Source organism: Luteibacter sp. UNC138MFCol5.1 (assembly GCF_900110505.1).
In the GTDB taxonomy this organism is placed as follows: Bacteria; Pseudomonadota; Gammaproteobacteria; order Xanthomonadales; family Rhodanobacteraceae; genus Luteibacter.
Map to the genome: position 1 here is coordinate 52,681 of NZ_FODZ01000008.1, position 24,887 is coordinate 77,567.

The 24,887-nt window shown below is 68.6% G+C and carries 27 protein-coding genes; 19 read left to right on the forward strand and 8 right to left on the reverse strand.

Annotated features, from left to right (window positions below; genetic code table 11):
• Nucleotides 1-64 precede the first annotated feature (64 nt).
• Both BMY69_RS18195 and BMY69_RS18200 read right to left on the reverse strand, forming a co-directional pair.
• On the reverse strand, nt 65-1,189 hold the full coding sequence (locus BMY69_RS18195; protein WP_090180960.1) for an inorganic phosphate transporter: 1,125 nt from the start codon (nt 1,187-1,189) through the stop codon (nt 65-67).
• A 13-nt stretch (nt 1,190-1,202) separates the two neighbouring features.
• A complete protein-coding gene (locus BMY69_RS18200) occupies nt 1,203-1,832 on the reverse strand; it encodes a DUF47 domain-containing protein (RefSeq protein ID WP_090055078.1) in 630 nt (209 codons plus the stop codon).
• Between the two features lie 151 nt (nt 1,833-1,983).
• Between BMY69_RS18200 and BMY69_RS18205 the strand changes: the two genes are divergently transcribed.
• Together BMY69_RS18205 and BMY69_RS18210 are read left to right on the forward strand one after the other, a co-directional pair.
• Nucleotides 1,984-3,306 carry a hemolysin family protein gene (locus tag BMY69_RS18205; protein WP_090180962.1) on the forward strand — a complete coding sequence of 441 codons (1,323 nt, stop codon included), beginning with the start codon at nt 1,984-1,986 and terminating at the stop codon, nt 3,304-3,306.
• Between the two features lie 49 nt (nt 3,307-3,355).
• Nucleotides 3,356-3,964, forward strand: coding sequence for an exopolysaccharide biosynthesis protein (locus BMY69_RS18210; protein WP_090180965.1), 609 nt, complete (start codon nt 3,356-3,358; stop codon nt 3,962-3,964).
• A 116-nt stretch (nt 3,965-4,080) separates the two neighbouring features.
• On the opposite strand, the gene BMY69_RS18215 is transcribed toward BMY69_RS18210, so the two are convergent.
• On the reverse strand, nt 4,081-4,845 hold the full coding sequence (locus BMY69_RS18215) for an RNA methyltransferase (RefSeq protein WP_090180967.1): 765 nt from the start codon (nt 4,843-4,845) through the stop codon (nt 4,081-4,083).
• A gap of 132 nt (nt 4,846-4,977) precedes the next feature.
• On the opposite strand from BMY69_RS18215, the gene BMY69_RS18220 reads away from it, so the two are divergent.
• Together BMY69_RS18220 and BMY69_RS18225 are read left to right on the forward strand one after the other, a co-directional pair.
• Nucleotides 4,978-5,781 (forward strand): inositol monophosphatase family protein, encoded by an 804-nt coding sequence (locus BMY69_RS18220; RefSeq protein ID WP_090055084.1) that lies wholly within the window; start codon nt 4,978-4,980, stop codon nt 5,779-5,781.
• A gap of 259 nt (nt 5,782-6,040) precedes the next feature.
• A complete protein-coding gene (locus BMY69_RS18225; protein WP_177191213.1) occupies nt 6,041-7,051 on the forward strand; it encodes a metallophosphoesterase family protein in 1,011 nt (336 codons plus the stop codon).
• A 13-nt stretch (nt 7,052-7,064) separates the two neighbouring features.
• Here the strand turns inward: BMY69_RS18225 and hda are convergent, their stop codons facing one another.
• From hda to BMY69_RS18240, 3 genes are all read right to left on the reverse strand, one after another.
• The gene (gene hda / locus BMY69_RS18230; RefSeq protein ID WP_090180971.1) at nt 7,065-7,766 is read right to left on the reverse strand and encodes a DnaA regulatory inactivator Hda; all 702 of its coding nucleotides are present in this window, start codon (nt 7,764-7,766) and stop codon (nt 7,065-7,067) included.
• On the reverse strand, nt 7,763-8,929 hold the full coding sequence (locus BMY69_RS18235; protein ID WP_090180974.1) for an AI-2E family transporter: 1,167 nt from the start codon (nt 8,927-8,929) through the stop codon (nt 7,763-7,765). The genes hda and BMY69_RS18235 overlap by 4 nt, the downstream gene beginning before the upstream one ends.
• A 99-nt stretch (nt 8,930-9,028) precedes the next feature.
• Entirely contained in the window at nt 9,029-10,015 is a 987-nt protein-coding gene (locus BMY69_RS18240; protein WP_177191214.1) for a DUF2066 domain-containing protein, read from the reverse strand.
• A 137-nt stretch (nt 10,016-10,152) separates the two neighbouring features.
• Between BMY69_RS18240 and purM the strand changes: the two genes are divergently transcribed.
• The 3 genes from purM to BMY69_RS18255 are packed head-to-tail and all read left to right on the forward strand — an operon-like array spanning nt 10,153 to nt 12,601.
• Complete coding sequence (gene purM / locus BMY69_RS18245; protein ID WP_090180981.1) at nt 10,153-11,190, forward strand: phosphoribosylformylglycinamidine cyclo-ligase; 1,038 nt, start codon at nt 10,153-10,155, stop codon at nt 11,188-11,190.
• 8 nt (nt 11,191-11,198) lie between these two features.
• Entirely contained in the window at nt 11,199-11,846 is a 648-nt protein-coding gene (gene purN, locus BMY69_RS18250; protein WP_090180983.1) for a phosphoribosylglycinamide formyltransferase, read from the forward strand.
• Between the two features lie 56 nt (nt 11,847-11,902).
• Complete coding sequence (locus BMY69_RS18255) at nt 11,903-12,601, forward strand: DUF3108 domain-containing protein (protein WP_090180985.1); 699 nt, start codon at nt 11,903-11,905, stop codon at nt 12,599-12,601.
• 60 nt (nt 12,602-12,661) lie between these two features.
• Here BMY69_RS18255 and murA read toward each other — a convergent pair whose 3' ends face one another.
• Together murA and BMY69_RS18265 are read right to left on the reverse strand one after the other, a co-directional pair.
• Nucleotides 12,662-13,921, reverse strand: coding sequence for a UDP-N-acetylglucosamine 1-carboxyvinyltransferase (murA, locus tag BMY69_RS18260; RefSeq protein ID WP_090055095.1), 1,260 nt, complete (start codon nt 13,919-13,921; stop codon nt 12,662-12,664).
• Nucleotides 13,922-13,974: 53 nt separating this feature from the next.
• Nucleotides 13,975-14,214 (reverse strand): BolA family protein, encoded by a 240-nt coding sequence (locus tag BMY69_RS18265; protein WP_090055097.1) that lies wholly within the window; start codon nt 14,212-14,214, stop codon nt 13,975-13,977.
• Between the two features lie 173 nt (nt 14,215-14,387).
• Here BMY69_RS18265 and BMY69_RS18270 point away from each other — a divergent pair, with 173 nt between their 5' ends.
• The 12 genes from BMY69_RS18270 to ptsP all read left to right on the forward strand — a co-directional run bounded on the left by BMY69_RS18270 (nt 14,388) and on the right by ptsP (nt 24,343).
• Nucleotides 14,388-15,395: a KpsF/GutQ family sugar-phosphate isomerase gene (locus tag BMY69_RS18270; RefSeq protein WP_090055099.1), complete on the forward strand. Its 1,008-nt coding sequence runs from the start codon at nt 14,388-14,390 to the stop codon at nt 15,393-15,395.
• A gap of 53 nt (nt 15,396-15,448) precedes the next feature.
• The gene (locus BMY69_RS18275) at nt 15,449-15,997 is read left to right on the forward strand and encodes a KdsC family phosphatase (protein ID WP_090055100.1); all 549 of its coding nucleotides are present in this window, start codon (nt 15,449-15,451) and stop codon (nt 15,995-15,997) included.
• Complete coding sequence (gene lptC, locus BMY69_RS18280) at nt 15,994-16,593, forward strand: LPS export ABC transporter periplasmic protein LptC (protein ID WP_254779192.1); 600 nt, start codon at nt 15,994-15,996, stop codon at nt 16,591-16,593. The genes BMY69_RS18275 and lptC overlap by 4 nt, the downstream gene beginning before the upstream one ends.
• Nucleotides 16,556-17,131 (forward strand): lipopolysaccharide transport periplasmic protein LptA, encoded by a 576-nt coding sequence (gene lptA, locus BMY69_RS18285; RefSeq protein ID WP_090180988.1) that lies wholly within the window; start codon nt 16,556-16,558, stop codon nt 17,129-17,131. Before lptC ends, lptA begins: the two co-directional genes overlap by 38 nt.
• A gap of 3 nt (nt 17,132-17,134) precedes the next feature.
• Nucleotides 17,135-17,854, forward strand: a complete 720-nt coding sequence (gene lptB, locus BMY69_RS18290) for an LPS export ABC transporter ATP-binding protein (RefSeq protein ID WP_090055103.1) — start codon at nt 17,135-17,137, stop codon at nt 17,852-17,854.
• Nucleotides 17,855-17,953: 99 nt separating this feature from the next.
• Nucleotides 17,954-19,438, forward strand: a complete 1,485-nt coding sequence (locus tag BMY69_RS18295; RefSeq protein ID WP_090180991.1) for an RNA polymerase factor sigma-54 — start codon at nt 17,954-17,956, stop codon at nt 19,436-19,438.
• A 120-nt stretch (nt 19,439-19,558) separates the two neighbouring features.
• Entirely contained in the window at nt 19,559-19,906 is a 348-nt protein-coding gene (gene raiA / locus BMY69_RS18300) for a ribosome hibernation-promoting factor, HPF/YfiA family (protein ID WP_090055108.1), read from the forward strand.
• A gap of 110 nt (nt 19,907-20,016) precedes the next feature.
• Nucleotides 20,017-20,967, forward strand: a complete 951-nt coding sequence (gene hprK / locus BMY69_RS18305; RefSeq protein WP_090180994.1) for an HPr(Ser) kinase/phosphatase — start codon at nt 20,017-20,019, stop codon at nt 20,965-20,967.
• Between the two features lie 5 nt (nt 20,968-20,972).
• Complete coding sequence (gene rapZ, locus BMY69_RS18310) at nt 20,973-21,869, forward strand: RNase adapter RapZ (RefSeq protein ID WP_255364612.1); 897 nt, start codon at nt 20,973-20,975, stop codon at nt 21,867-21,869.
• Nucleotides 21,870-21,907: 38 nt separating this feature from the next.
• Nucleotides 21,908-22,300 carry a PTS sugar transporter subunit IIA gene (locus BMY69_RS18315; RefSeq protein ID WP_090055111.1) on the forward strand — a complete coding sequence of 131 codons (393 nt, stop codon included), beginning with the start codon at nt 21,908-21,910 and terminating at the stop codon, nt 22,298-22,300.
• Nucleotides 22,293-22,562 carry an HPr family phosphocarrier protein gene (locus tag BMY69_RS18320; protein WP_090055112.1) on the forward strand — a complete coding sequence of 90 codons (270 nt, stop codon included), beginning with the start codon at nt 22,293-22,295 and terminating at the stop codon, nt 22,560-22,562. The genes BMY69_RS18315 and BMY69_RS18320 overlap by 8 nt, the downstream gene beginning before the upstream one ends.
• Nucleotides 22,563-22,594: 32 nt before the next feature.
• On the forward strand, nt 22,595-24,343 hold the full coding sequence (gene ptsP, locus BMY69_RS18325; RefSeq protein ID WP_090180997.1) for a phosphoenolpyruvate--protein phosphotransferase: 1,749 nt from the start codon (nt 22,595-22,597) through the stop codon (nt 24,341-24,343).
• Nucleotides 24,344-24,887 lie beyond the last annotated feature (544 nt).

Sequence of the window (24,887 nt, forward strand, 5' to 3'; positions counted from 1 at the left end):
CATGTCGCGCGCAAGGCGCGCTCCTACGCGAGGACCGAGGGCGGTGGTGGAGGAGCGCGGTCTGTCAGAAGAGCAGGCGGCCCAGCTTGACCAGGCCGTAACCGATGCCCGCCGTGATCGGCAGCGTCAGGATCCAGGCCCAGACCATGCGCTCGACCACCGACCAGCGGATGGCGTTGAAGCGCTTGGCCGCGCCGACGCCCATGATCGAGGCCGAGACGTTGTGGGTCGTCGACACCGGCACGCCGAGCATCGAGGCGGTGAGGATCACGGCGGCCGAACTGCCCTCCGCGGCGAAGCCGTTGATCGGATGCAGCTTGACCATCTTGTGGCCCAGCGTCTTGATGATGCGCCAGCCGCCGCCCGCCGTGCCTCCGGCCATGGTCAGCGCGCAGACGACCTTCACCCAGACCGGGATCGGGAAGCCGCCGGCCGCCGCCGGGTCATGCGGGATGCGCAGGAAGTGCAGGAACGCGGGAAGGTGGTCGAACTGGCCGGCGGCGGTCGCGCCCGCCAGCGCCAGGGCGATGATGCCCATGCTCTTCTGCGCGTCGTTCATGCCGTGGGACAGGCCCATCGCGCTGGCCGACAGGATCTGCGCCTTGCCGAAGAAGCTGTTGACGAACGGCGTGCGCCCGAAGCGGCGCAGCGGCCCCTTCTGGCTGGAGAAGAAGCCCAGCAACGCGTAGAGCCCGCCCATGATGACGAAGCCGATGACGAAGCCGAGGAAGGGCGAGACGATCATCGGCACGATGACCTTCGGCACGACGCCCTTGCCGAGCCACCAGTGCTCGCCGCCCTGCCACCAGATGATGGAGTGGAAATTGCCGTCCGCGGCCGCCAGCGCGGCGCCGCAGAGGCCGCCGACCAGCGCGTGGCTGGAGCTGGACGGCAGGCCCATCCACCACGTGATGAGGTTCCAGATGGTGGCGCCGAGCAACGCGCTGATCAGCAAGTGCGAACCGACGTCCACGACGCCGGTGTCGATCAGGCCCGAGGCGATGGTGGCCGCGACCGCCGTGCCCCAGAGGGCGCCGGCGAGGTTGGTGACGGCCGCCAGGAGGACCGCCTGGCCGGGCGTGAGTACCTTGGTGGCGACCACGGTGGCGATCGAGTTCGCCGTGTCGTGGAAACCATTAATGTACGTGAACGCGAGTGCGATCAGGACGACCGCGAGGACCATGCTCATGGGACGCCCGCCGTCAGGAGTTCTTGAGCACGATGGAATAGACGACGTTGCCCACGTCGCGGCACTTGTCGACGGCCTTCTCGACCAGCTCGAAGAGATCCTTCGCGAGGATCGCCTTCAGCGGATCGGAGTTCTCGGCGTAGAGCGTGCGGTACGGATCGAGCAGGAGGCGGTCGGCCTCCGATTCCAGGGCCTGCAGCTGGTCGCGGAGCTTCTTGACCGGGTCGATCTTCAGGCCGTGGCGGAGCTGCCCGATCATGTCGACCACGACGTCGGCCGAGCGCTCCAGCAGCGCGGCGCGCTGGCTGAAGTCGATGCCCTGCAGGCGCTCGGCGACGATCACGTAGCGCTCGGCGAACTTCTCGATGGTCTTCGGGATCTTGTACAGCGCGGAGTTCAGCGCCTCGATGTCCTCGCGGTCCAGCGCGGTCACGAACGTGTTCACCAGTTCCTCGCCGATCTGCCCGTGCAGGGCCTTTTCGCGGGCGCGGGCCGTGCTGAAGGCCGCCATCACCGGCGTGCGGTCGGTCTTGGTCACCAGTTCGTGCATGGCCCGGGCGCTTTCGCGGGCGGCCTCGGCGCTCGCCTCGAGCAGGCCATAGAACTTGTCGCCCTTACCGAAGATCGTCTGGAGTGAAAACATGGGGTCGCCTGGGGGAACTTGGGGGATTTGTGACGCCAATGTTACCGGACTGGCCGGGCGCATGGGTTTCGGCCCACGCGTTCCGGCCGAATCCGCCTGCCGACGGGGAACGTCCACGACCGCGCGAGGCCATCTGCTATATAAGCCCCCGATGCTCAGCGAACTCCTCCTTCTTTTCGTCCTGTCCCTCGGCAACGCGTTCTTCGCCCTGTCCGAGATGTCCGTGGTCGCCTCGCGCAAGAGCCGCCTGAAGCAGCTGGCCCGCGACAGCCGCCGCGCGCGCGTCGCCCTGCAGCTGGCCGAAGCCCCCGAGCACTTCCTGTCCACGGTGCAGGTGGGCATGACCCTGATCATCCTCGTCACGGGCGCCGTGGCGGGCGACCGGCTGGGCGAGCATTTCGCGGAGATCGTGCACGGCGACGCCCCCGCCTGGTTCGAACCCTGGTCGCGCGCGCTCGGCTGGTTGGTGGGCTTCCTGCTCATGTCGCTGGTGCAGATCGTGATCGGCGAGCTCGTGCCCAAGCGCGCCGCCCTGTCCGCCCCCGAGAAGATCGCCTGCCAGATCGCGATGCCGATGCTGGTCGTGTCGCGGATCACGATGCCGATGGTATGGCTGCTCAACCACCTGTCGACCGGCATCCTGCGCGTGTTCCGCCTGAACCGGGCGGCCGCGGCCGCCGCCACGGAAGAGGAGATCCGCCTCCTCGTGGCCGAGAGCGCCGAGCAGGGGATCCTCGACAGCGACGAGCGCAACATGGTCAATCGCGTGCTGCGCCTCGGCGACCGGACCGTCGACTCCGTGATGACCCCGCGCATGAAGATCGCCTGGCTCGACCAGGCCGCGACGCGCGAGGACAACCTCGAGGTGCTCCGGCAGACGCAGTTCTCGCGCTACCCCGTGTATCGCCGCGACGAGAGCGAGGTGATCGGCACGGTGGAGGTCAAGTCGCTGATCGGCTCGCTCGAGCGCGGACCGGTGGACCTCTTCGCCCACGTCGCCCGCCCCCTGTTCGTGCCGGCGACGGCGCGGGCCCTCGACCTGCTCGAGGCGTTCCGGGACGCGGACACCCAACTGGCACTCGCCGTCGACGAGTACGGCGACATCGAGGGCCTGGTCACGCTGAACGACCTGCTGACGGCCGTCGTCGGGGCCACCGCGCCCGCGGCCGACGATGTCGCGCACGAAGGCCCCATCGTCCGCCGCGACGACGGCAGCTGGCTGATCGACGGCGGCCTGCCCGCCGACGACCTGCGCGAACTCCTCCAGCTCGACCGGCTGCCGAACGAGGAGGAGCACGATTTCCGCACGGTGGCCGGCATGATCACCACGCACTTCGGGCATATCCCGCGCGCCGGGGAGTCGTTCGTCTGGCAGGGCAACCGCTTCGAAGTGGTCGACATGGACGGGGCGCGCATCGACAAGGTGCTGGTGAGCAGCGTCGGCACCGACGAGGTCGCCGCCGCCACGGAATGAACCGGATCGATTCAATGCCGGTTCAAGCCCGTGCGGCGACAGTCGGACCATGACGCCCAAGGAACCCCGGGAAGACAAGACCGCCGCCCTGCTCAGGGCGGCACTCATGTCCACGCCGGGCGAGCGCATCACCGTCGAACAGCTGCTGGAGCCGTTGCGCCGCCGCGCGTTCGGATTCCTCCTCCTGCTGCTGGCCATCCCCAACTTCATTCCCGTGCCGCTGGGCATCGGCGGCGTCATGGGCGTGCTGGTGATCGCCCTCGGCGTCGAGATGCTGATCGGCCTCGAACATCCCTGGATCCCGGGCTTCCTGCGCCGGCGGACGATGTCGCGCGAGGGGCTGCTGCGCTTCCTCGACCGCATCGCGCCCGTCACGCGCCGGCTCGAGCGCATCTGCAAGCCGCGCGTGCAGCGCCTGACACGACGCCCGTTCACCTTCGTGTCGGGGGCGATCATGATCCTCGTCGGCATCCTGCTGGCGCTGCCGATCCCGTTCACGAACTACGTCTTCGGCGCCATGCTCATCGCGTTCGCCTTCGCGCTGGTCGAGCGCGACGGCATCCTGCTGCTGGCGGTGTGGACAAGCACCGCCGCGATGGTCGTCGCCTCGGCCACCTTCAGCAGCGCGCTGGTGCAGCTCTTCCGCGACATGTTCTGAGCAGGCGACCCGTTGGAGCGGACCTGGCCGCGACAGCTTTTCGCGAGGAGCGACAGGGCCTGTGGCTCACCGCGAAAAGCCGTCGCGGCCAGGTCCGCTCCCACAAATGTTCTGTTCTAGTCGCGCTTGTGCGCGATGTCCGCCATGCGCTGGGCGTCGGCGAGGATGCCGTGAAGGATGCGCAGCTCGCGCAGTTCCGGCCGCGCGCGAAGGAAGAGCTTGCGCAGCTTGAGCATGATCGTGGTCGGCGAGCGGCCCTTGTGGAACTCGATGTCGTCGAGCGTCCTGCCGAGGTGTTCGAAGAAACGTTCGAGTTGCTCGGCGTCCGCCGGGACTTCGTCCGGGTCCGCCTCGGGCACGACGGGCACCTGTTCCTCGGACAGCAGCGCGGTGCGCAGCTCGTACGCCACCACCTGCACGGCCTGCGAAAGGTTCAGCGAGCTGAAGTCGTCGACGCTCGGGATCCGGACCATGGCATGGCAGCGCGACAGCTCGTCGTTCTCCAGCCCCGTGCGCTCGTTGCCGAAGACCAGGGCCACCTGCTCGCCGCGGCGCGCGGCGGCGATGGCCTGCGCCGCGCCCTCGCGCGGGTCGAGCTCCGGCAGGTTCACCCCGCGGCGGCGGGCGGAGAGACCGAGCGCGAACGTGGTCCCGGCGAGGCCGGCCACGAGGTCGTCGTGGATCGCCGCGCCGGCCAGCACGTCGTCCGCGCCCGCCGCGAGCGCCGTCGCCTCGGGATCGGGGAAGCGATGCGGGGCGACCAGAGTCATCCGGTCGAAGCCCATCGTGCGGATGGCGCGCGCCGCCGAACCGATGTTCCCCGAGTGCGAGGTGCGGACGAGGACGAAGCGGAGGCGGTCGTGGAGCTCGGAAAGGGCCATGGGCGGACGGGACTGGCGGCGGGACCGGAAAGTCTACAACGGCAATGACTTGGGCGAGAGGCGGCGCGGTGTTAAACTTCCCGGCCGATGCGGCACGACCGCCTCCCCCGTTCTTTTGCCAAGCCGATCCCCATGCCAAGACCCGCCGTCAACGTCGCGGCGCGCGCCGCGCGCTCCGCAGGAAACATCATCCTGCGTTACATGAATCGCATCGAAGGCCTCACGGTCGTCGAGAAGCAGCGGATGGACTTCGCCTCCGAGGTCGATCGCCTCGCCGAAGCCGAGATCGTCAAGGAACTCCGCCGCGCCTATCCCACCCATGCCATCGTCGGCGAGGAATCCGGCCAGATCGGCAAGGGTCCGCTCACCTGGGTGATCGATCCGCTCGACGGCACCCACAACTACCTGCGCGGCATTCCGCATTTCTGCGTGTCCATCGCGCTGGTCGAGAAGGGCGAGCCGGTCTATGGCGTGGTGTTCGATCCCCTGCGCGACGAACTCTTCACCGCCAGCAAGGGCGACGGCGCCTACCTCAACGATCGCCGCATCCGCGTGAGCAAGCGCGAGGGCCTTTCCGGCGCGCTGATCGCCACCGGTTATCCGTACCGCGCGCGCAACCACCTCGAGGCCCAGCTGGCCATGACGGCCGAACTGCTGAAGGAAGCCGAGGACATCCGTCGCATGGGTTCGGCCGCGCTCGACCTCGCCTATGTCGCCGCGGGCCGCGTCGACGGCTTCTTCGAGCCGGGCCTCAACGTGTGGGACATCGCCGCGGGCGCCCTCCTCGTCCGCGAGGCCGGTGGCGTCTACGGCGATTTCGCCGGCCGCGAGGGCCTGCCCGAGAACGGCAACATCATCGCCGCGAACCACAAGGTCGCCGCCGCCATGACGCAGGTCATTGGCGCCAACGCGACCGCGCGCCTGCTGCAGGCCTAAGCCACGATGACGGGGCGGCGCATTCCGCGCCGCCTCCTGGGCATAGGCTTACCGCGATCAGGCTAAAGACGACACGCTCACCGTCGTCGCCTGCCCTATCGACCCGCACGCCGTCACCGCTAATCACTTTCGGCACGCTGCGTCATCCCTGTTCCCGACGCGGCGTGGGTATCCGCTGTCCCGCCTGCGGCATCCGATTCCTAGGATGACGGCAGCTCCTCGCAACGAGGCGCTGCTGTCCCCTCCCCAAGGAATTCCCATGCCCCATCCCACTTCCAGGCGACTCGCCCTGGCCGCCCTCGCCTCCGCCCTGACCTTCGGCGCCGTGACGGCACACGCCCGCGTGCAGACCATGATCGTCACGTCCGATCCGCAATACCCCTGGACCGAGCGAACCGACGCCGGCTTGCCGGAGAACGACGAGGAGCGCAACCGTCGCTCCGAGCGTCTGATTCGCGAGCAGTACGAGAGTATCGCGGCTTATCGCGCGGCCAGGCCGGGCGAGGACATTCCGGTGATCGTCAACGGCGACCTCACCGCCTATGGCCATGGCTGGCAGCGAACGAAGATGGACGAATTGCTCGGCATCCTGGGCGACAACGTCCACCTCGGCCTCGGCAATCACGATTATCAGAACAACATCCGCCAGCCCGACGGCAACGGCTGCTACAACAACGGCTGCGCGCGCGACAGCATCGAAGACATCGCGAGGCATGTTCGGCGAAAGCGCACACGCTTGTCGTTCGACTGGACGACCGACCAGGGCGCGCTCAGCGATACGCATAGCGGTAGCCTGGCCTATGCGTTCACGGGCAAGGGCTTCGAGGGTGCGCTGCAGTTCCAGCTCAACAACCATCCCGATTACGAAGCCTCCTTCTCGAGCCTGTACAACCTGCGCACGCAGGAGTACCGGATCACGCGTTCGCTGCCGTGGATGAACCACATTCTCTCGACCCATCTTCCGCGGCCAGAACATGAGTTCGCCATCGTCCACATGCATCAGGACACCCACCTCGGTCCCGACTTCGCACGGGCGATGTCGACGCATGGCGTCACGGCGATCTTCGCGGGCCACCTGCATCACTACCATGGGCGCTACGGCACCATTGGCGGTACGCCGATCTACCTGAGCGGTTCGGCGTCGCAGCGTACCTATCTGATCGTCGAACACGACACCGACACGCGCGAACTACGCATCTACGGCGTGCGGGACAACGATCCGTCGAAGAAGACACTCATCGAGTCGCTCTCGACCCGTCGGGGCGGCTGACGAGCTCATGGGCTCAATCGTGCCGTTCCTTCAGCAGGTTGCGCAGGAACGGCACGGTGACGCGCCGCTGCGCGGCGAGCGAGGCGCGGTCCAGCGTGTCGAGCAGATCGAGCAGCGTGCCGAGGTCGCGCGCGTGGTGGGCGAAGAGCCAGTCGAGCACGACGTCGTCGAGTTCGATGCCACGCGCGCCGGCCTGTTCGCGCAGCACGTCGCGCCGCTCCGCATCGCCCAGCGGCTTGAGCACCGCCTGCGTCAGCGAACCGAGCCGCGAACGGAGATCGGGCAACGCGATGTCCAGGGACACGGGTGCGCCGGAAGCCGAGAACAGCAGCGTGCAGCCTTCAGCGCGGTAGCGATTGAAGGTGTCGAACAGCGCGTGCTCGGCGTCGGCCTCGCCGGCGATCGAGTCGATATCGTCGATCGCCAGCACATCGCTTCCGGCCATGCCGCGGACCGCCGCCGCGCGCGAGCCGCGCAATCCCGCCAGCGGCAGGTACTGGGCCGTCCGGCCGGCGTCGATCGCCGCCTGGCATGCGGCGATGAGGAGATGCGTGCGTCCGCTGCCGACCGGGCCGGCCACGAACACCCATGGCGCCGCGGCGTCCTCGGCGGCCGCGCGCAGCGCGTCGACGGCCGCGGCGTTCTCACCCGGATGGAAATGCTCGAACCGCTGGCGGCGGGGCCAGCGCAGCGCGAGGGGAAGCTGTGTCGTCATGGGACGCGGTCGTCGGGCAGCACCGGACGCGTACCGCCCGTGCCGACGTGCACCTCGACGTCGACCTCCACGGGAATTGCATCGTCGTCGACGGCGCCCGCCGGCGTGCCGGTGTAGAGGTCGCTCTCGCGGTAGCGGGTGAAGACGTAGCGCAGCAGCACGACCACGACCGAGGCGGCCGGCAGCGCCAGCAGCACGCCGAGGAAACCGAACAGGTGACCGCCCGCGAGGACGGCGAAGATCACGGCCACCGGATGCAGGCCGATCTTGCCGCCGACGAGGCGCGGCACGAGCACGTAACCTTCCAGCAGCTGCCCGACGGTGAACACGACCGCGACGAGGATCACGTGCATCCAGTCGCCGTACTGCACGAGCGCGGCGATCAGCGCGGCGACGAAGCCGATCATGAAGCCGAGGTACGGCACGAAGCTGAGCAGGCCGGCCACCATGCCGATCAGCGGACCGATCGAGATGCCGACCAGCGTGAGGCCGAGGCCGTAGAAGACGCCCAGCGCCAGCATGACCAGCAGCTGGCCGCGGACGAAGGCGCCGAGCACCTGGTCCGACTCGCGCGAGAGGCGCACCACCGTCGGTTCGATGGAACGCGGCAGCAGGCGCTGGATGTGCGCGATCATCGTGTCCCAGTCGCGCAGCAGGTAGAACGCGACCACGGGGATCAGGACGGCGTTCGTCAGCCAGGTGACGATGCCCATGCCCGACTGCGTGACCTTGGCGACCGTCTTCGCGGCGATGCTGCCGACCGAGCCGATGTGTTCCTTGACGGTGGCGAGCAGGCGGTCCGTGTCGAACACGTTCGGATCGAGGCGCAGGCGCGTCTGGATCCAGGGCAGCGCGGTGTTGCGCACCCAGTCGACGTAGCGCGGCAGGTTTTCCGAAAGGCTTTCGAACTGGTGCTGGATCAGCGGGATAAGCAGCAGGACCACGCCGATGAAGACCAGCGTGATCACGGTGAACACGATGCTCACCGCCCAGGTCCGGCCCATGCCCAGGCGCTGCAGGCGGTCGGCCAGCGGATCGCCCAGGTAGGCCAGCATCGCGGCGAGCGCGAACGGCATCAGGACCGGCGCAAGCAGCCAGATCACGAAGATGATGACGGCGGCGATCGCGAGCATCTGCCAGCGGCGCGAGGTGTCGTGAGTCATGCGAGTCCAGTTTCGGCGTGAAGGCCCGCGCCCATGGTCCCTGTGCGCGGGTGATGCGATTGTCGCGGATCGCCCCCCATTTGGGCGAATCGGGCGGGATCAGGGCACCCAGCGGACCGCCAGGTCGGCGCCGTCGTGGCCGTCGGCGGCAAGGATATGGCCGCCGGACGCATAGCCTGCGACCAGTCGCGCCAGCGGCGCGTTGGCGCTGACGGCGAGCAGGACGCCGTCTGCCGTGGCGCCGACCGGAGCCACGGTCTTCACGGCCGGGTCGCTCCCGAAGGTCGAGAGGAGACCCGCGTAGTCGGCCGCGGAGCGCAGGCCGGACACCCAGACCTTGCCACTGGAACTGCCGCCCTGGGTCGCCGCGAACTGGCGGTCGAGCTTGTCGGCCATGGCGTTGGCGCCATTGGTCAGCAGGGCCGCGCGGGCCTCCCCGCTGTCCTTCCAGCTGGAGGTCTTGCCGGCCGAGACGAGCGTCCAGTCGGTCTGGTCGTCGCCGATGCGGCCGACGAGGATGACGCCGGTGTTGTACTGACGGGCGACGGTGGCCACCGCGCCGGGGTCGCCGCTGGCGAGCGCGTTCGCGTCCGGCGCATGGCCGTCCTTCGGCACGACGATCGTGTAGCCGCGCGAATCGGCCATCTGGGCGAGCGGCGAGAGATCCTGCTGCCCGAGCAGCTTGCCCGACGCGTCGCGGGCGACGACCAGCACCGGCGCCTTGGGCGCGGCCGCCGCGGCGTCGCCGACGGCCAGCACCCGGCGGATGGCACCCGGGTCGAAGACGATGTCGAGGCTGAGCGGCGCGCCGTTGGCGCCGTTGGTGCGCGCGTACTGGTATTGCTGGACGAGGCCGCCGGGCTGCTTCATCGCATCCGCGTAACCGGGCTTGCCGCGCGGGTCCGCGCCGTTCGAGGCCCGTGCCAGCACCTGGGTCAGGCCCGTGGCGAACGCCTGGTCGCGCACGGCGGCGCTGGTGTCCGCGACCGGCACCGTCACCGTATAGATGGACGTCTGCGCGATGGCGGTGCCGAGGCTGGCCATCACGAGGAGCATCAGGGAGGCGATGAGGCGGAATGGGCGCATGGGTTCGGCGTCGCTTTCGTCAAGAGGGGCAGTCTGCCCAAACCTTGCCATGGCGTCCATCCAGACCGCGTGCAGGGCGGGCCCGCGGGCCGCTTGCTGCTATCATGCGCGGTTTCCAATACGCGCCGGTACCGCTTATGTCCTCCGACCAGGGCTCCCTCACCTACCGCGACGCTGGCGTCGACATCGATGCCGGCAATGCCCTCGTCGAGCGCATCAAGCCGCTGGTCAAGCGGACGTTCCGGCCCGAGGTGATGGGTGGACTGGGCGGCTTCGGCGGCCTGTTCGACCTTTCCGGCCGTTACAGGGAGCCGGTGCTGGTCTCCGGCACGGACGGCGTGGGCACCAAGCTCAAGCTCGCCCAGCAGCTGGGCCGGCACGACACGATCGGCATCGACCTGGTCGGCATGTGCGTCAACGACGTGCTCGTGCAGGGCGCCGAACCGCTGTTCTTCCTCGATTACTTCGCGACCGGCAAGCTCGACGTCGACACCGCCGCGGCGGTCGTCGGCGGCATCGCGCGCGGCTGCGAGCTGGCTGGCTGCGCCCTGATCGGCGGCGAGACCGCCGAGATGCCGGACATGTACCCGCCGGGCGAGTACGACCTGGCCGGCTTCACGGTCGGCGCGGTCGAGAAGTCCGCGATGAACGACGGCTCGTCGATCGTCGCCGGCGACGTCATCCTCGGCGTCGCCTCCTCGGGTCCGCATTCGAACGGCTACTCGCTGATCCGTCGCATCCTCGAGCGCGCCGGTTCGCCGCTGGAGACCGAGGTCGGTGGCGTGAAGCTGGTCGACGCGCTGATGGCGCCGACGACGATCTACGTGAAGCCGATGCTCGAACTGATCGGCAAGGTCGACGTCCACGGCATGGCCCACATCACCGGTGGCGGCCTCACCGAGAACATCATCCGCGTCGTGCCCGAGGGCCTCGGCCTGTCGATCGACGCGTCGAGCTGGGAACTGCCGCCCGTGTTCCAGTGGCTGCAGCGCGAAGGCAACGTCGCCCGCGAGGAGATGTGGCGTACGTTCAACTGCGGCATCGGCTTCACGGTGCTGCTCGCGCAGGACCAGGTCGAGGCCGCGCAGGCCGCGCTCGCCGCGCACGGCCTCGCCAGCTGGACGATCGGTTCCGTCGTCGCCGCCACGGGCGGCGAGCGCGTGCACATCGCCTGATCGCGGCCATGGATCGTCCGTTGCGCGTCGCCGCGCTCGCCTCCGGGCGAGGCAGCAACCTCGCCGCGCTCGTCGCCGCGCGCGACGCCGGCCGGCTGCCGGTGGAATTCACCCTCGTCGGCAGCGACAAGGCGCAGGCCGGCGCGCTCGCGGTCGCCCGTGACGCGGGCATCCCCACCGTCGCGCTCTCCCCGAAGGATTACGTCACCCGCGCCGACTTCGACGCGGCGCTGTTCGGCCGGGTCGCCGACAGCGGCGCGGATCTCCTCGTGCTGGCCGGCTACATGCGCATCGTCGACGGGGCCGTCGTCGCCGCGTGGGAAGGCCGTGCGATCAACGTGCATCCGTCCCTGCTGCCCAAGTACCGCGGGCTGCACACGCACCGCCGCTGCCTCGAGGCCGGCGACACCGAACACGGCGCCAGCGTGCATTTCGTCACCGCCGAACTGGACGGCGGACCGGTGGTGGCCCAGGCGCGCATCCCGGTCCACCCGGGCGACACCGAGGCCGATCTCGCGGAACGCCTGCTGGTCGAGGAACACCGGCTCCTGCCCGCCGTCGTCGCGGCCATCGCGTCGGGACGCCTGCGCTGGCACGGTGGCCCGGTGTTCGATGGACAGGCGTTGACGTCTCCCCTGCGTCTCGCCGACCTGTGACGGCCTGAGGGTCGCGTCCTCCCTTCCGTTCAGCCGCCGTCGCTAAACTCGACGGCATGAAGACCACTACCCTGCTTCGCGCCGGCTTCGCGCTGGCCCTCGCCCTGCCCGCCGCCGCCTTCGCCGCGAGCGTCCCGCAGGCCTTCACGGCCACCTACAACGTGCTCCAGGGCGGCAGCCCGCTCGGCACCGCGACGATCCAGCTCAAGCCCGCCGGCAACGGCCAGTTCGAATACACGAACCAGAGCAAGGGCACGGCAGGCATCGCGGCGATGCTCGGCGCCAGCGTGTCGGAGACCTCGCGCTTCAGCTGGGCCGGCAACGTGCCGCAGCTGGTCAGCTACAGGTACGACATGCAGGCGATCAAGCCGAAGACGCGCGAGGTCACCATCCAGGGCGCCACGGTGCAGGTGCAGGACAACAAGAAGAGCTACAGCTACGCGTCGGTGCCGGGCATGGTCGATCGCAACACGCTTCCGCTCGCGTTGGGCGTGGCGCTCGGAGCCGGCCAGAAGGACGTCACGCTGCCTGTCGCGGTGAAGCAGGCGGTGGAGAACCAGCAGTTCAGGGCGGCGGCGAACGAGCAGGTCAAGGTCGAGGCCGGCACGTTCAACGCGGTCCGCGTCGACCGCGTGGACGAGAAGCGCGGCTTCACCGCCTGGTATGTTCCGAAGAAGTACCCGGTGCCCGTGAAGCTGGCCCAGACCGACGGCGGCGACCTGACGCTGGAACTCGTGAGGTACAGCGGGAAGTAAGCGGCGCGGTTCTGCGACAGGCCCCAAAAAAAAGCCCGCGCGAGCGGGCTTTTTTTCGTCTCAGCTCGGCAGGCGCCGGATGATCGCGCCGAGGACGCCGAGTTTTTCCTCGATGTTCTCGTAGCCGCGATCGATGTGGTACACGCGATCGACGGTGGTATCGCCTTCGGCGACGAGGCCCGCGAGCACCAGGCACGCGGACGCGCGCAGGTCGGTGGCCATGATCGGCGCGCCGCTCATCTTCGGCACGCCGGTGATGATGGCGGTATTGCCCTCGAGGCGGATATCGGCACCCAGGCGCTGCAGTTCCAGCGCGTGCATGAAGCGGTTCTCGAAGACCGTCTCGGTGATCACGCCGACGCCTTCGGCGACGCAGTTGAGCGCCGTGAACTGCGCCTGCATGTCGGTCGGGAACGCCGGGTACGGCGCCGTGACGAGATTCACCGCCTTCGGACGGCGACCCTGCATGTCCAGCTCGATCCAGTCCGGACCGGTGCTGATGTGCGCGCCGGATTCCTCGAGCTTCTGCAGCACGGCGTCCATGGTGTTCGCGCGCGCGCCGCGGGCGCGGACCTTGCCGCCGGTCATCGCGGCGCCGACGAGGAACGTGCCGGTCTCGATGCGGTCGGGCAGCACTTCGTAATGCGCGCCGTGCAGGCGCTCGACGCCCTCGACGATCAGGGTGGACGTGCCGATGCCGTCGATCTTCGCGCCCATCGCGATCAGGCAATGCGCGAGGTCGACGACCTCGGGTTCCTGAGCGGCGTTCTCGATGATCGTGGTGCCCTCCGCCAGCGTGGCGGCCATCAGGATGTTCTCGGTACCGGTGACGGTGACCATGTCCATCACGATCCGCGCACCCTTCAGCCGGCCAGAGCGCGCCTTGATGAAGCCGTTCTCCACGGTGATCTCGGCGCCGAGCGCCTGCAGGCCGCGGATGTGCTGGTCGACGGGACGCGAGCCGATGGCGCAGCCGCCGGGCAGCGACACTTCGGCCTTGCCGTGGCGCGCGACCAGCGGGCCGAGCACGAGGATCGAGGCGCGCATGGTGCGCACCAGGTCGTACGGCGCGACGCAGGAATTCTCCGGGCGCGGGTCGATGTGCATCTTCATGCGGTCGTCGAGGACGACGCGGACGCCCATGCGACCGAGGAGTTCGATGAAGGTGGTGACGTCGTGCAGGTGCGGCACGTTGCCGATGCTGACCGGTTCGTCGGCGAGCAGGCAGGACGCGAGGATCGGGAGCACGGCGTTCTTGGCGCCGGAAATGCTCACCTCACCGTGGAGCGGCTGGCCGCCGCTGATAAGGATCTTGGCCATGGAAGGGGTGCCTTGGAAGGAATGACGGAGCGAGGAGCCCCCGGCGCGCGTGTTCAGCGGCGACCGGCGGCCTCTTCGGGAGTGAGGGTCTTGAGGCCAAGGGCGTGGATGGCGCCGCCCATGAGGTCGCCGAGCGTCGCGTAGACGAGGCGGTGGCGGGCGAGTGGCAGCTTGCCGGCGAACTGTTCCGAGATCACTTCCGCTTCGAAGTGGACGCCGTCGTCGCCGCGAACGTCCGCCTGCGCGCCGGGAAGGCCGGCTTCGATCAATGCCTGGATGCGCGCAGCGTCCATGGAGTCTCCGGTAAGGGGGTCGCGGCGGGGGCGGGGTTCCGAAACGGTCCCTGAATCACCCGTCGATGCCAGCGACGATAAAATGAGAATATGTAATGGTAATGGAAATCCGGTGTCGCAGAAATGGACATCCCGGGTGACCAGGGACAGCCCCCGCCCGGAACCGAGCTCGCATGAACGCACGCACAGCCCCGCCCGCCAGCCTCGTGAATGCCGATACCGTCATCCGCAGCGCGCGCACCGTCATCAAGACGGAGGCCGCGGCCATCCGGGCGCTCGAAGCGCGGGTCGACGCCGCCTTCGTCCAGGCCTGCCAGATGATCCTGGCCTGCAAGGGCCGCGTGGTGGTGTCCGGCATGGGCAAGTCGGGCCACATCGCGCGGAAGATCGCCGCCACGCTGGCGTCGACGGGCACGCCGTCGTTCTTCGTCCATCCGGGCGAAGCCAGCCACGGCGACCTCGGCATGATCCAGCCGGACGACCTCCTGCTCGGAATCTCCTATTCCGGCGAGACGGACGAACTCCTCTACATCCTGCCGGCGATCAAGCGCCAGGGCATCGCCCTGATCTCGATCACGGGCAATCCGAAGTCGTCGCTGGCCACGCAGGCCGATCTCAACCTCGACGCCAACGTGGCCTCCGAGGCCTGCCCGCACGGTCTCGCACCCACCGCGAGCACGACGGCCGCCCTGGTGATGGGCGACGCCCTGGCGGTGGCGCTGCTGGAGGCGCGCGGTTTCACCTCCGACGACTTCGCGCGCTCGCATCCAGCCGGCAGCCTGGGCCGCCGCCTCCTGCTGCACATCTCCGACGTCATGCATTCGGGGGACGACGTCCCCCGCGTGCGCCTCGGCGCCACCCTGAGCGAGGCCCTGGTCGAGATGTCGCGCAAGCGCCTGGGCATGACCGCCGTGGTGGACGAGGACGACCGCCTCCTCGGCGTGTTCACCGACGGCGACCTTCGCCGCGCGCTCGACGACGATGGCGTCGACCTGCGCAGCGCCTCGGTGGCCCAGCTGATGACCCGCGGCCCGAAGACCATCGGCTCGGACAAGCTGGCCGTCGAGGCCGCGCAGCTGATGGAGAAGCACCAGATCAACGCGCTGCTGGTCGTCGATGCGGAAGGCCGCGCCGTCGGCGCCCTGAACATCCACGACCTGCTCCGGGCCCGCGTCGTCTGACGACGGGCATCCAGGCGTTCCCCACGCGCCTCCTCGTCCCCACATAGCGAACCATGGCCTACACCCACTACACCGAGATTCCCGCCGACGTCGCCGAGCGCGCGGCGCGCGTGCGCGTGGTCGTCTTCGACGTCGACGGCACGCTGACCGACGGGCGCCTCTGGTACGGCGAGGACGGCCGCGAGACCAAGGTCTTCCACGTCCACGACGGCCTCGGCCTGAAGGCGCTGGAGCGCAACGGCGTGAAGGTCGCGATCATCACGGCGCGCATCAGCCACCCTGTGTCCCTGCGCGCCGAGGAACTCGGCATCGCCCACGTCTACCAGGGCCAGAAAGACAAGCGCGCCTGCCTGACCGGCCTGCTGGACGCCCTGCAGCTCGCGCCCGAGCAGGCCGCGTTCGTGGGCGACGACCTCCCCGACCTGCCCGCCATGGGCATCGCCGGCCTGGCCGTGGCGACGGCCAACGCCCATCCCTGGGTGGCCGAACGCGCCCACTGGCGCACGCGACTGACGGGCGGCTACGGCGCGGCGCGCGAGGTGTCCGACCTGATCCTCGCGGCGCAGGGCAAGGCGGAAGCCGAGCGGGACCGCTGGCTGTGAGCGTGCTCAATTTCTTCCGCGACCGCAGCGCGACGGGCGTGGCGGGCATGCTCGCCGTGGCGCTGGGCGCGAGCGTGCTCCTCTACTACGCCACGGCGCCCGAGAAGAAGGTGCAGGATTTCGTGGGGCCGCCGCGATCCGGCTACGTGCTCACCAATTTCAACCTCGACTCGTTCAACGAGGAAGGCAAGGCGGCCTTCACGCTGACCGCGCCGCATCTCGAGCGCCGCGAAGGCGACGAGTCGCTGTACATCAACGCGCCGGATTTCGTGCTGCCCTCGACGAACGAGACCAACGCACCGCCCTGGACGGGCCACTCGCAGTACGGGTGGGTCAACAAGGACGGCAGCATGCTCAAGCTACAAGGCAAGGTGCACATGGACCGCGTCGCCTTCGGCACGACGCCCCCCGCCAGCATCGACACCTCCGAGGTCAGCGCCTGGCCGAAGGAGAATCGCCTGGAGACGGCCGAGGCGGCCCGTATCGTGCAGGGAACCTCTACAATGGATGGCGTTGGCATGCGCGCCAATCTCGACAGCAAGCACCTGGAGCTCCTCGATGCAGTCCACAGCACGTATCAGCCGCGCAAGCGCTAAGGCCCTTCTCGTCGTGCTGGGCGCCGGGATGCTGGCCGCCCTGCCCGTCGCGGCGAAGCAGTCCGATCGCAACGCCGTGGTCGACATCAACGCCAAGTCCTTCGACGGCAAGCAGCAGCCGCAGGGCATCGTCATCTACACGGGCAACGTGATCATCACGCAGGGCACGCTCAAGGTGACGGGCGCCAAGGCCACCGTGTACCTCAACGACGACAACTCCGTGAAGCGCGTCATCGTCGACGGCGGCCCCGCGACCATGCAGCAGCAGGACGACGACGGCAACTGGATGCACGGCCGCGCCAACAACGTCGATTACAAGGTCGAAGAGGACTACGCGGTGCTCACCGGCAACGCGCACATCGACCAGCCGGTCAAGGGCACCGCCGATGGCGACAAGCTCACGTACAACACGAAGGACAGCACGATGACGGGCGAAAGCAATAGCGGCGCCCCCGTGCACATGACCTTCCAGCCCAAGAACACCACGCCCGCGGCCGCACCCGCGAAGCCCGCGGCGCCCGACACGAAGAAGCCCTGACCCATGCTTTCAGCCCAAGGCCTGCAGAAGCGCTTCCGCGCACGCCAGGTAGTCCGCGATTTCGCCTTCTCCATCCGCGAAGGCGAGGTGGTCGGCCTGCTCGGCCCGAACGGCGCCGGCAAGACGACCTGCTTCTACATGGTGGTGGGCCTGATCCAGGCCGACGCCGGCCAGATCAAGCTCGACCAGCAGGACATCACCGGCCTGCCCATGCACGCCCGCGCGAAGCTCGGCATCGGCTACCTGCCGCAGGAGGCCTCGGTGTTCCGTCGACTCAGCGTCGCCGACAACATCCTGGCTGTGCTCGAGCTGCGCGACGGCATGACGCAGAAGCAGCGGGAAGACGAGCTGGAAAGCCTGCTCGACGAACTGAAGATCTCGCACATCGCCGAGCAGAAGGGCATCAGTCTCTCCGGCGGCGAGCGGCGTCGCGTCGAAATCGCCCGCGCGCTGGCCGCCCGCCCGCGCTACATGCTGCTCGACGAACCCTTCGCGGGCGTCGACCCGATCTCGGTGGGCGAGATCCAGCGCATCGTGCGCCATCTCAAGGAGCGCGGCATCGGCGTGCTCATCACGGACCATAACGTCCGCGAAACACTCGGCATCTGCGACCGCGCGTACATCCTCAACGACGGCGAAGTCCTTTCCCGCGGTACGCCCCAGCACATCCTCGCGGACGAAAAGGTTCGGGAAGTGTATCTGGGACGTGAGTTCCGGATCTGACGCCCCGCCCTACCCCACCTTGGGAATAGCTCGCCGAGGCGCTGGTTTGCGGGGGCCAACAGGGGTTAGGATGGATCGGGAACCCCACGCGTCGCAGGCATGAAACCCGGACTTCAGTTTCGCCTCAACCAGCAGCTCACGCTGACACCTCAGCTGCAGCAGGCCATCCGCCTGCTCCAGCTGTCGCAGCTGGAGCTCGAGGCCGAACTCCGCCAGATCGCGGAAAGCAACCCGTTGCTGGAGTTCGCCGAAGATGCCGAATCCGAGGCGGACGCGGCCGACGACGAGGGCTTCGAGGCCGCCGATTACACGCCGCCCCGCGACGAGGTCCCGAAGAAGGCCTCCAAGGACGATGACGAATCCACCGCGGCGCCTTCCGAAGAGCTCGCGCCCGACTGGGACGACGACCGTTTCCACGGCGAGGCCGGTGACTATGCCGGCGCGCCGTCGCGGGCAGGCGGTGTCGACGACGACGGCTTCGAGCCGCAGAACGCCGCCCCGGAGAGCCTGCAGCAACACCTGGAGTGGCAGCTCAACCTCTCGCAGTTCTCGCCGCGCGACCACGCCATCGCGACCGCGATCATCCATGCGCTCGACGAAGACGGCTACCTGCGCGACGGCGTGGAAGCGGTGGAAGCCGCCCTGCCCGCGGAGCTCGGCGCACGTGCCGCCGAGATCGAAACCGTGCGCCAGCGCGTGCAACGTTTCGATCCCACGGGCATCGCCAGCCTCGACCTGCGCGACTGCCTCGACTGCCAGCTTTCGCAGTTCTCGCTCGACACGCCACATCGCGAGCTCGCGATCCGCATCGTCAACGAAGAACTGGAACTGCTCGCGCGCAACGACCGCACGAAGATCGCCCGCAAGCTCAAGGCACCCGAGGCCGACGTCGCCGCGGCGGCGAACCTCATCCGCAGCCTCGATCCCAGGCCCGGCGCGGCGCTCGACGCCACGCCCGTCGAGTACGTCGCGCCCGACGTCTACGCGCGCCGCGAGAACGGGCGCTGGCAGGTCAGCCTGAATCCGGACGCCCAGCCGCGGCTCGGCCTCAACCAGCATTACTGCAACCTCATCGCCCGCGCGCGCGGCGACGACGCCACGTGGATGAAAGGCCAGCTTCAGGAAGCCCGCTGGCTGCTGAAGAGCCTGCAGTCGCGCGCCGAGACGCTGCAGAAGGTGGCCGACGTGATCGTGCGCCGGCAGAGCGCCTTCCTCGACTACGGCCCCGAAGCGATGCATCCGCTGGTGCTGCGCGAGGTGGCCGAGGAGGTCGGGATGCACGAATCGACCATATCCCGCGTGACCACGCGCAAGTACATGCATACGCCGCGTGGCACGTTCGAGCTCAAGCACTTCTTTTCCAGCGGCGTGGCGACGGAAGACGGCGGCAGCGCGTCCGCCACCGCCATCCAGGCCATGCTGCGCAAACTGATCACGGCGGAAGACGCGCGCCGCCCCCTCTCGGACCAGGCGCTCGCGGAGGAACTCCATCGACGCGGCATTCAGGTCGCCCGACGTACGGTAGCCAAGTACCGGGAAGCGATGCGTATCCCCAGTTCCAGCGAACGCGTCCGCGCCCATTGACGGTGACCGGAAACCTCGGCACAGGAGAACGGTCCCAACGTTTCAAGGCTCGAGGAACGGCACCGTGTCGTTCCGATCTCGTCGCCGAACGGCGGCACCCTCAGCAAGTAGGAGGCGTCAATGCAAATCCAGATCAGCGGCCAGCACATCCAGATCACCCCCGCCCTGCGTGAGCGCGTGGAACAGCAGATCGGTCGCTTCGAACGCCTTTTCGACAACATCAAGGCCCTCGACGTGGTGCTTTCCGTCGATAAGAACGAGCACAAGGCGAGCGGCACGCTCCATTGCGCCGGCACGCGGCTTCACGCCGACGGCCTTGCCCGGCTCGACGACGACAAGAAAGGCGACACCCTCTACAACGCGATCGACGCCATGATCGCCAAGCTCGCCGACCAGCTGAAGAAGCACAAGGAAAAGCTGAAGGATCACCACAACGCCGAGGTCCGCGAGGCCCGCGCGGCCACCTGACGCGGTCCCATGGCGGCGCCCGCCGCCCTCCGGACCGCCCCTTGATGGCACAATAGGCGCAAGCCGGCACGCCCCGCGTGCCGGCTTTTTTTCCTTCTAGGGACCCATCCGTGGACCGGCTGACCGCCAGACAACTCTTCGACGGCGTACACGAGCGCATGGCCCTGCGCTGGGCGGCGGGCATGCGCGGCGAAGCGCGCGTGCTCGAACCCAACGCCAAGCAGAGCCGGCGACCCTCCCTGGTCGGCTACCTCAACGTGATCTACCCGAACAAGATCCAGATCATCGGCACCGAGGAGCTGAACTACCTCGACGGCCTGGACTCCCGGCAGCGCTGGGAAGCCATCCACAAGATCGCCGCCTACCAGCCGGCCGCGCTGATCGTCACGAAAGACCAGTCGATTCCGCCCGACCTGCGCGAGGTCGCCGAGGAAACCGATACGCCACTGTGGCAGAGCACCAAGCGCGGGCACGAGCTGCTCACCTACCTGCAATACCACCTCGCCCGCACGCTCGCGCCGCGCACGACGCTGCACGGCGTGTTCCTCGAGGTGTTCTCCATCGGCGTGCTGATCACCGGCGATCCGGGTTCCGGCAAGAGCGAGCTCGCGCTGGAACTGATCAGCCGCGGCCATCGACTCGTCGCGGACGACGCCACCGAGTTCACGCTGATCGCGCCCGACGTCATCGACGGCGCGTGCCCGGAACTGCTGCAGGACCTGCTCGAAGTGCGTGGCCTCGGCGTGCTGAACATCCGCGAGATGTTCGGTCACACCGCGGTCAAGCCGTCCAAGTACCTTCGGCTCGTCGTTCACCTGAAGCCCATGCGCGAAGGCGAGGAGAACGACGCCATGACGCGCCTCACCGGCGACGTCAGCCGCCGCAACGTGCTCGACGTCGACGTGCCGATGATCACGATTCCGGTCGCCCCCGGACGCAACCTCGCCGTTCTCGTCGAGGCCGCCGTGCGCAACCATGTGCTGAAGAGCAAGGGCATCGATCCCGCCCAGACCTTCATCGACCGCCAGGCGCACCAGATGCGCCGGTTCTCTCCGTGGTGACCCGAGTGACCGACGAACTCATCAGCCCCATCGTCGACCCCGACGGCATCCACCTCGTCGTGCTCACCGGCATGTCCGGGGGCGGCAAGACCGTCGCGCTGCGCGCACTGGAAGACCTCGAGTTCTACTGCGTCGACAACATGCCGGCGGAACTCATCCCGCAGCTCGTCGCCGCGGTGAGCCAGGGCGAGCACGGCCCCCGCCGCCGCATCGCGGTCGGCGTCGACGTGCGCAACCGCCGGGTCGACCTCTCGCGCATGCCGCATGTGCTGTCCGAGCTGTCGTCGGCCGGCGTGCACGTGCACCTGATCTTCCTCGACAGCCGCGACGACGTCCTGATCAAGCGCTACTCCGAAACCCGCCGGCGGCACCCGCTCGCGGCGGAGAAGCTCTCGCTGGCCGACTCCATCGCCCAGGAGCGCAAGCTGCTGCGTCCGCTGGTGTCGATCGCCGAGAAGGTCATCGACTCCTCCGACCTCAACGTCCACCAGCTCCGCCGCCTGTTCGCCACGGGCTACGCGGCCGCGTCGGACGGCACCACGCTGCTGTTCGAATCGTTCGCCTACCGTCGCGGCCTGCCCTCCGACGCCGACTTCGTCTTCGACGCCCGCTGCCTGCCCAATCCGCACTGGGAGCCGCGGCTCCGGCCCTTCTCGGGCAAGGATCTGCCGGTGCGCGAGTTCCTCGACGCGAACCCGCTGGTGGGCGAGTACTACGCCGATGTCGCCCGCTGGCTGGACACCTGGCTGCCCCGCTTCGAAGGCGAGGACCGCAGCTACGTCACCGTCTCGATCGGCTGCACCGGCGGCCGGCACCGGTCGGTGTACCTGGTGGAGAAGCTGGCCCAGCACTACCGCTCGCAGCGCGGCAACGTCCTGACCTTCCATCGCGAGCTCGAGTGACCGATGATCATCCCCAAGCCACAACGAGTATCCGGGCGATGACCGTCGGTGTTCTCCTCATGACCCACGAAGCCGTCGGCAAGGCGCTGATCTCGGCCGCGCGCCACGTGATGCCGAAGCTGCCGCTGGACGTCGACGCCGTCGAGGTGCCGCCCAGCGCCGACCCCGACGTCATGCGCATGCTCACCGCGAAACACGCCCGCGAGCTCGATCACGGCGAGGGCGTGCTGGTGCTCGCCGATCTCTACGGTGCCACGCCCTGCAACATCGGCCTCTCGCTCAGCGAGCTCGGCGTGCACCTGCGCTGCGTCTCGGGGCTGAACCTGCCGATGCTGCTGCGCGTTCTCAACTACTCGGAAAAATCGCTGTCCGAACTGGCCGAGATCGCGGCCAGCGGCGGGCGCGGAGGGATATTCATCGACCATGCTTGAACGGGAAATCACGGTATCCAACCGGCTCGGCCTGCACGCGCGCGCGTCGGCCAAGCTCGTCCAGCTGGTCGCGAGTTTCAAATCCACGGTCTGGCTCCTCAGCAAGGGCCGCGAGGTGAACGCCCAGAGCATCATGGGCGTCATGATGCTCGCCGCCGGCATGGGCACGTCGCTCACGATCCGCGCCGAGGGCGCGGACGAAGAAGCCGCGATCGCGGCCGTGGCCGACCTGTTCGACCGCAAGTTCGACGAAGGCGCCTGACGCATGACGCATCCGCACGGCATGAGGCATCCATGAGAATCGTGCTGACCGGCACGCCGGCTTCCCGGGGCATGGCCCTCGGGCGGGCGCGACTGGTCCAGCCTAGCCTCCTGGCGGTCGACACGCGGATGCTCGAGGACGACGAGATCGGTCCCGAGATCGAGCGCCTGCACAAGGCGATCGACACCGCGCGCACCGAACTCCACGAGCTGCGCGGCAAGCTGCACGGCGCCCTCGCCCGCGAGGTCGGCGACTTCATCGACGCGCACAGCCTCCTGCTCGACGACGAGGAACTGCTCCGCGGCCTCGACGAACTGGTCTCCATCGGCCACTACACCGCCAGCGCGGCGCTGAAGATGCAGCGCGATCGCCTCGCGGCCGTGTTCGACGCCATGAACGACCCTTACCTGAAGAGCCGCGGCGAGGACATCGACCAGGTCATCGGCCGCGTCATGTCGGCGCTCAACCAGCAGTCGAGCCGCGAGGAACGCAAGCTCGCGGCCCGCGTCGGGGAAATCATCGTCAGCGACACCGTCGCGCCCGCCGACATGGCCGGCATGGCCGGCCAGGGCATGCTCGGCGTCATCGCCAGCGCCGGCAGCATCTATTCGCACAGCGCGATCCTCGCGCGCAGCTTCAACCTGCCGATGCTCGTCGGCACGCGCGATGCGCTCGCCACGATCAACGACGACGACCTGGTCCTCATCGACGCCGAGCACGGCGAGGTCATCGTCCACCCGACCGCGCAGGACCTCGCGCGCTACCGGCAGTGGCAGCGCCAGGCGGCCGCCGAGGGCCGGCGCCTCGCCGCGCTGGCCACCGCGCCGACGCTCACGCGCGACGGCGCGCATATCCGCCTTTACGCCAACGCGGAACTGGCGGGCGACGTCACCCTCGCCCGCGCACGTGGGGCCGATGGCGTGGGCCTGTATCGCTCGGAGTTCCTTTTCCTCCGTCAGCGCGGCTTGCCTTCGGAAGACGAGCAGTTCGCCGCCTACCGCGACGTCGTGCTCGGCATGGGCGGCCTGCCGGTGACCATACGCACGCTCGACCTCGGCGCCGACAAGGCCGATGCCGCGGGTCTCGCGATCCGCGGCGAGGACAACCCCGCCCTCGGCGTGCGTGGCGTGCGCCTCTCGCTGCGCTACCCGGACATCTTCAGCGTGCAGTTGCGCGCGATCCTGCGCGCGGCCTGTTACGGACCCGTGCGGATCCTCGTCCCGATGATTACGCACGTCGGCGAACTCATCCAGGTGCGCTCGCTGATCAAGAAAGCGCGCGAAGACCTCACGCAACGCGGCCAGGAATTGCCCGAACGGCTGGAGATCGGCGCCATGATCGAGGTGCCCGCCGCGGCGATCGGCGTCACCTCCATCCTCAGCAAGGCCGATTTCCTCGCCATCGGCACGAACGACCTCGCGCAGTACGTGCTCGCCGCCGACCGCAACAACGATGCGCTCGACGGCATCTACGATCCGCTGCAACCCGCGTTCCTGCGCCTCATCGCCCACGTGATCGCGAGTGCCCGACGCGCGAAGAAGGCGGTCAGCCTTTGCGGCGAGATCGCCGGCGACACACAGTTCACCGCCCTCCTCCTCGCCATGGGCCTGGAGGAATTCAGCATGCACCCCGGACAACTCCTGCAGGTCCGCGACCGCCTCACCAAGCTCGACTGCACGGCGCTGCGCCGCGCGGCGCCCAGGCTGTTCCGTGCGCATACGCGCGATGAAGTCGAGGCGCGGTTGCTCGAGGTGGTCGCCGAGCAGACGGACTGCCTGTAGCCGCGTCGGGCAGGGCTTCGCCCTCGCAAGCGCCTCGGTGTTGGGTGGGAGCCGATCGTATCGGCGAACCCGCGGCAGCGGGCAACCTCGCGACACGATCGGTACCCCTCACCGTCATCCCGGTGCAAACCGGGATCCACGGCGAGGCGGTCGGTTTAGGCGGTACGGTTCCAACACGCGGAGTCGCACCCTGCCACGCACATCGATGCAGCGCCCACGCTCGGCCTGGAAACCGAGGCGGTGGGCCCCGGCGTGCGCCGGGGCGACGGTGAGGACTGGCCGTGATTACGCACCACGTCCTCACGCAGCTTGCAGCACGGGTGGGAGCCGATCGTATCGGCGATCCCGCGGCAGCGGGCAACCTCGCGACACGATCGGTACCCCTCACCGTCATCCCGGTGCAAACCGGGATCCACGGCGAGGCGATCGGTTTTGGCGGTACGGTTCCAACACGCGTAGTCGCACCCTTCCACGCACATCAATGCAGCGCCCCCGCTCGGCCCGGAAACCGAGGCGGTAGGCCCCGGCGTGCGCCGGGGTGACG

Excerpts from the sequence above, each read along its gene's own strand:
- BMY69_RS18195 (WP_090180960.1), bottom strand. The coding sequence starts at position 1,189 with ATGAGCATGGTCCTCGCGGTCGTCCTGATCGCACTCGCGTTCACGTAC.
- BMY69_RS18200 (WP_090055078.1), bottom strand. The coding sequence starts at position 1,832 with ATGTTTTCACTCCAGACGATCTTCGGTAAGGGCGACAAGTTCTATGGC.
- BMY69_RS18205 (WP_090180962.1), top strand. The coding sequence starts at position 1,984 with ATGCTCAGCGAACTCCTCCTTCTTTTCGTCCTGTCCCTCGGCAACGCG.
- BMY69_RS18210 (WP_090180965.1), top strand. The coding sequence starts at position 3,356 with ATGACGCCCAAGGAACCCCGGGAAGACAAGACCGCCGCCCTGCTCAGG.
- BMY69_RS18215 (WP_090180967.1), bottom strand. The coding sequence starts at position 4,845 with ATGGCCCTTTCCGAGCTCCACGACCGCCTCCGCTTCGTCCTCGTCCGC.
- BMY69_RS18220 (WP_090055084.1), top strand. The coding sequence starts at position 4,978 with ATGCCAAGACCCGCCGTCAACGTCGCGGCGCGCGCCGCGCGCTCCGCA.
- BMY69_RS18225 (WP_177191213.1), top strand. The coding sequence starts at position 6,041 with ATGCCCCATCCCACTTCCAGGCGACTCGCCCTGGCCGCCCTCGCCTCC.
- hda (WP_090180971.1), bottom strand. The coding sequence starts at position 7,766 with ATGACGACACAGCTTCCCCTCGCGCTGCGCTGGCCCCGCCGCCAGCGG.
- BMY69_RS18235 (WP_090180974.1), bottom strand. The coding sequence starts at position 8,929 with ATGACTCACGACACCTCGCGCCGCTGGCAGATGCTCGCGATCGCCGCC.
- BMY69_RS18240 (WP_177191214.1), bottom strand. The coding sequence starts at position 10,015 with ATGCGCCCATTCCGCCTCATCGCCTCCCTGATGCTCCTCGTGATGGCC.
- purM (WP_090180981.1), top strand. The coding sequence starts at position 10,153 with ATGTCCTCCGACCAGGGCTCCCTCACCTACCGCGACGCTGGCGTCGAC.
- purN (WP_090180983.1), top strand. The coding sequence starts at position 11,199 with ATGGATCGTCCGTTGCGCGTCGCCGCGCTCGCCTCCGGGCGAGGCAGC.
- BMY69_RS18255 (WP_090180985.1), top strand. The coding sequence starts at position 11,903 with ATGAAGACCACTACCCTGCTTCGCGCCGGCTTCGCGCTGGCCCTCGCC.
- murA (WP_090055095.1), bottom strand. The coding sequence starts at position 13,921 with ATGGCCAAGATCCTTATCAGCGGCGGCCAGCCGCTCCACGGTGAGGTG.
- BMY69_RS18265 (WP_090055097.1), bottom strand. The coding sequence starts at position 14,214 with ATGGACGCTGCGCGCATCCAGGCATTGATCGAAGCCGGCCTTCCCGGC.
- BMY69_RS18270 (WP_090055099.1), top strand. The coding sequence starts at position 14,388 with ATGAACGCACGCACAGCCCCGCCCGCCAGCCTCGTGAATGCCGATACC.
- BMY69_RS18275 (WP_090055100.1), top strand. The coding sequence starts at position 15,449 with ATGGCCTACACCCACTACACCGAGATTCCCGCCGACGTCGCCGAGCGC.
- lptA (WP_090180988.1), top strand. The coding sequence starts at position 16,556 with ATGCAGTCCACAGCACGTATCAGCCGCGCAAGCGCTAAGGCCCTTCTC.
- lptB (WP_090055103.1), top strand. The coding sequence starts at position 17,135 with ATGCTTTCAGCCCAAGGCCTGCAGAAGCGCTTCCGCGCACGCCAGGTA.
- BMY69_RS18295 (WP_090180991.1), top strand. The coding sequence starts at position 17,954 with ATGAAACCCGGACTTCAGTTTCGCCTCAACCAGCAGCTCACGCTGACA.
- raiA (WP_090055108.1), top strand. The coding sequence starts at position 19,559 with ATGCAAATCCAGATCAGCGGCCAGCACATCCAGATCACCCCCGCCCTG.
- BMY69_RS18315 (WP_090055111.1), top strand. The coding sequence starts at position 21,908 with ATGACCGTCGGTGTTCTCCTCATGACCCACGAAGCCGTCGGCAAGGCG.
- BMY69_RS18320 (WP_090055112.1), top strand. The coding sequence starts at position 22,293 with ATGCTTGAACGGGAAATCACGGTATCCAACCGGCTCGGCCTGCACGCG.
- ptsP (WP_090180997.1), top strand. The coding sequence starts at position 22,595 with ATGAGAATCGTGCTGACCGGCACGCCGGCTTCCCGGGGCATGGCCCTC.